The organism is uncultured Campylobacter sp. (genome assembly GCF_963517995.1).
Classification (GTDB): Bacteria; Campylobacterota; Campylobacteria; order Campylobacterales; family Campylobacteraceae; genus Campylobacter_A.
The window spans coordinates 1-4,098 of the sequence record NZ_CAUQHQ010000171.1 but is presented as its reverse complement, the minus strand read 5'-3'; the positions used below and the strand labels follow the sequence as shown (position 1 = coordinate 4,098).

Sequence of the window (4,098 nt, the reverse complement as noted above, 5' to 3'; positions counted from 1 at the left end):
CATCGTGGGTAAAACCGACACCGTTTCGCTAGCGATTTATAATGCGGTTTACGACGGCGAAAACGGCCGCGCGCTCATTTTGAGCGTGATTTTGGTCGTGCTTAGCTTGGTGCTTTTCGGGTTTATAAATTTTCTCGAGCGAGCTAAAAAGAACGGCTGAAGCGATAAAGTTAAGGCAAAAACTAGGTTTTGTGCAGGCTGCTTTAAATTTGCGCCGTATTTATTTTGCAATTGGATTTAAAACCCGCAAATTTACGTAAATTTCGCGTATCTACACGAAAGCAGGCTAATTCAAACAAATAAACGCAAATTTAAGCGCGCTAAATTTAGCCTTTATTCCCGCATAAACGTTAAAGGCGCGTGCGGCTAAGTCGCCGCTAAATTTGGATAAATAAATGATTAAATTTAACTCAAGCGCCTTTGAACTAAATTTAGCCAGGCTAAAGGCGATCGGTTCTTGCACCTAAAGGGTAAATTTAAGCAAGTCGCGGCAATTCGTTTGCTGAGCCTCGTTTAAAACCGGTCATGCCGTAAATGCGAATTTAGTCGTCAAACTCTTGCGAGATGACGGGCGAGAACTCCTCCCAGCGGAGTTTGGTTTTGGCCGTAGGCATCTTGCTTTGAAACGGCTCTTTTTTCATCGAGGCTACCGCCGCGCTGTCGCCGATCGGTGCAGGAGGGGCTTCTACGCCTAGCACCGCGCGCTCAAGATCGATAAAATCGCGCAAGATAATCGCGTAAGAGGCGAAAAGGTCGGCATTTTTGTGAGCGGATAAAAATTTGATAAATTCGTCTATAAATTTATTCGTAACGTCCGTAAATAGCTTGCTGCTGATATTTGCCGCGCCCGCTACTTCGTCGCGCAAAAAGGTCGCCGTGGCCAAAAATATAAATCCGACGTAGTCCTCGCTGTCTTTGCAGGCGTCTTTGTCTCTGCGGTACGGGCTTAGCTTCAGACACTCGATCACGCGCAGCCTAGCCGCGCCGTCGTCGCGCCCGTCCTCGTAAAAGGAGGCGTTTAGCGGGATGTTGGAGTAAGAGAAGTCAAAAAGCACGTCGTTTTGCTCTCTGGCGAATTTCTCAAAGTCAAATTTGGCCAAATTTGCAAACGCGGCCTCGCTCTGTGGCGTAACCGGACTGGTCGCTAGGTAGGCTAGCTGCTCGCGCCAGCGGTCAAATTTACCGCCGTGCTCGTGAAAAAACAGCGGATAGGCCAAAAACTCGTAAAAATACGCGCGCGCCTTGGTTAAGTTATTATCCATTTAAAACCTCTTCTTTCATTTGATCCATTTGCGCTTTTATCATCACTTTGGCTTTGCAGTCCGAGCAGCAGTACAGCGTCTTTAGCTTGGCTTTGTCGCCGTTAAATCTAGGCGCCATGATCGAGGCGATCTTCTCGACGGCCTTTTTGGTCGCAAACTCTTTGCCGCACTCGATACAGGCGAAAAGCTCGTCTCTGGCTAGCTCGCTAAACGTAAAGAAACTAGGCTCCAGATCGATCTTGCCCGGGCGTAAAAATATCGTGTCTTTTTCCGCGCAGCTAAGCTCGCAGTATCCGCACGCGGTGCAGACGCTCGGGTTAAAGACGATGGAGTTTGTTTTCTTGTCCGCGACTAAGGCAGCGACGTTGCACGCTCCCACGCAGCTTAGGCACAGAGTGCAGGTGTCGCGGTTTATCTCGACGCGGCCGTATCTGATGAGCTCGGTGGTGCTAACCGAGCCTAAATTTTGCCCGCCCACTAGCCACTCTAGGCGCTTGGCGAAAATTTCGCGCTTAGGTAGGGCGTACTCAGCCATGGAGTGCTGCGAGCCTTCGATAAATTTAGCCTGAGATAGGGCGCTTTTTAGCTTGTCTTCGTTTTGCGCGACGAGGACGGCTTTTTCGTTAAATTTAAGCTCGTAAATTTGATTTAAAATATCCACCGCGTCTTTGGTGCCTTTGCCGATATTTTGCTCGTATATGACGACCTGTGCGCCGCTTTCTTGAAGTAATGTAAGCAGATGCGTCTCGCTCAAAAATCTCTCGCCGCTCACGGCAAAAGGCAGCACGTTTGCGGGTAAATTTAGGCTTAAATTTTCTAAATTTGCCTTTGCGGGCACGATTAGAGCAATCTTATCTCGGTAGAGTTTGGCTATCTCGGCGAATGAATTTCGCGGCATATCGGAGTAATCAAGCGCGCCGCTAGGGCACACGCTCACGCAGCCGCCGCAGTTTACGCAGTCGATGTGCGAGAAAACTAGGTGCTTGGTTTCGTCTTCTTTTAGGATCACTACCGTAGGGCAGGCCTCGACGCACCTGCCGCAGATCTCGTGTCTGCGTTCGTGGTATTGGCAGATCGTGGAGTCGTAGTGGACGTGGCTTTTAAATTTAAATTTCGGGCTTTGCGCCTCTAGCAGCGAGGCGATTTCCTCGTCGCTTTTACCCGCGATCTCGTAGCAGCCGCTTTGCTTTAGCATGTATTCGCGCGCGTTTTCGACGAGGAAAAAGTCGCAATCCACCTCAAACTCGCCGTCTGGGCGCAGTACTAGCACGCTTAGCTCGCCTGCGGCGCCGTAGATAAATTTGATCTCAAAATGCGTCAGCTCGATGGTTTTAAAGCCTTTTTCCTTTAGCAAATTCGCCAAATTTTCGCGTCCGCCGTTGCTAACGATCACGACGTTTTTGCCGACTTGCTTTTCGTAGTCGATGTCGCGCGCTAGGTCAAAGGCGCTAGCTCTAGCCTCATAAAGCAAAAGCGTGTTTTTGGCCTTATCTAGCACCGAGTCGGCGGTGTTTTTTAGATAAAAATTTATCTCGGGCGCTACGACGCTTGATTTTAGTTTGGGCGAATTTGAGACGAGATACTCGCCTTCGCCGTTTATCTCGATCTGCTCGTTTAGCATCAAATTCTCGTCAAAATCGTTGTAAAAACCGAATTCTTTCATGATTTTCTCCCCACGCTACGCGTTATCAAAATTGAGCGCATTTTAATACTAAAGGCATTAATAGGCTCTGAATTTTTACATTTATTTTTTTTAATAAGATTAGATTTATCCAATTTTATGCTAAAATCGCGCTCGGTAACACAAATTTACTAGGAGCGAATTTGAACGAACTACGAAAACTTCCGCAGATAGATAAATTTATAAAAAACGAGCGTTTCTCGGGGCTTGACGTTAGCTTGCTAACCAAAGTCGCTAGGTGCGAGCTAGAGAGCCTCCGCGCTCAAATTTTGGGCGGCGGGAACTGCCCGGGGCTTGACGCCATCGTCCACAACACGCTCGCAAGATACGAAAAGGCGTTAAATTTGAGCCTGCGTAGCCTGATAAACGCAACCGGCGTCATCATCCATACAAACCTCGGCCGCAGCGCGATCGATCCTGAAATTTTACGCCGAGCTCAGCCCGTGATTACGGGGTATTCAAATTTAGAATACAGCGTCGAAAAGGGCGGCCGCTCAAACCGCTACGACTACGTGGGCGGGCTGCTGGCGGAGCTTTTCGGATTTGAGGACGCCGTCATAGTAAATAACAACGCAAGTGCGGTATTTTTGGTGCTAAATACCTTTTCAAAAGGCGGCGAGGCTATCATCAGCAGAGGCGAGCTAGTCGAGATCGGCGGGAGCTTTCGCGTACCAGAAGTCATGGCAAACTCGGGCGCGATCCTGCGCGAAGTGGGCACGACGAATAAAACCAACCTGCGCGACTACGAGGACGCGATAAACGAAAACTCGAAGCTAATCTTAAAGGTGCATAGGTCAAATTTCGATATCGTTGGCTTTAGCGAGGATGTGGCGATGCCAGATCTTAGCGCACTGGCAAGAGAGCGAAATCTCATCGATTATTTTGATCTTGGCGGTGGATTTTACGGCGAGCTGCCTTACGGTCTCGAGCGCAACGAGCCGAATCTAAAAAATCTAAAAGACGCCTCGCTCGTTAGCTTTAGCGGCGATAAGCTCTTTGGCTCCGTGCAGTGCGGCATAATCCTAGGCAAACGCGAACTCATCGCAAAACTAAAGAAAAATCAGCTGCTAAGAATGCTGCGCGTGGATAAGGTTATCATCTCGCTTTTAGCCGAGAGTATCAAAGCCTACGCAAACCGTGAATTTGAGCTTATCA

3 protein-coding genes and 1 pseudogene are annotated in these 4,098 nt (G+C 48.7%); 2 read left to right on the top strand and 2 right to left on the bottom strand.

Annotated features, from left to right (window positions below; all coding sequences use genetic code 11):
• Window positions 1–160 (top strand): annotated as a pseudogene (locus RYL88_RS11935) (molybdate ABC transporter permease subunit); the annotation flags it as partial.
• 382 nt (window positions 161–542) lie between these two features.
• On the opposite strand, the gene RYL88_RS11930 reads toward RYL88_RS11935, so the two are convergent.
• Together RYL88_RS11930 and RYL88_RS11925 are read right to left on the bottom strand one after the other, a co-directional pair.
• Window positions 543–1,262: a formate dehydrogenase-specific chaperone gene (locus RYL88_RS11930; RefSeq protein WP_314991570.1), complete on the bottom strand. Its 720-nt coding sequence runs from the start codon at window positions 1,260–1,262 to the stop codon at window positions 543–545.
• Window positions 1,255–2,925 carry a 4Fe-4S dicluster domain-containing protein gene (locus RYL88_RS11925; protein ID WP_314991568.1) on the bottom strand — a complete coding sequence of 557 codons (1,671 nt, stop codon included), beginning with the start codon at window positions 2,923–2,925 and terminating at the stop codon, window positions 1,255–1,257. The genes RYL88_RS11930 and RYL88_RS11925 overlap by 8 nt, the downstream gene beginning before the upstream one ends.
• A 161-nt stretch (window positions 2,926–3,086) precedes the next feature.
• Here RYL88_RS11925 and selA point away from each other — a divergent pair.
• Window positions 3,087–4,098, top strand: a 1,012-nt coding sequence (selA, locus tag RYL88_RS11920) for an L-seryl-tRNA(Sec) selenium transferase (RefSeq protein ID WP_314991566.1), incomplete at its 3' end; no start/stop codon positions are given.

Excerpts from the sequence above, each read along its gene's own strand:
- RYL88_RS11925 (WP_314991568.1), bottom strand. The coding sequence starts at position 2,925 with ATGAAAGAATTCGGTTTTTACAACGATTTTGACGAGAATTTGATGCTA.
- RYL88_RS11930 (WP_314991570.1), bottom strand. The coding sequence starts at position 1,262 with ATGGATAATAACTTAACCAAGGCGCGCGCGTATTTTTACGAGTTTTTG.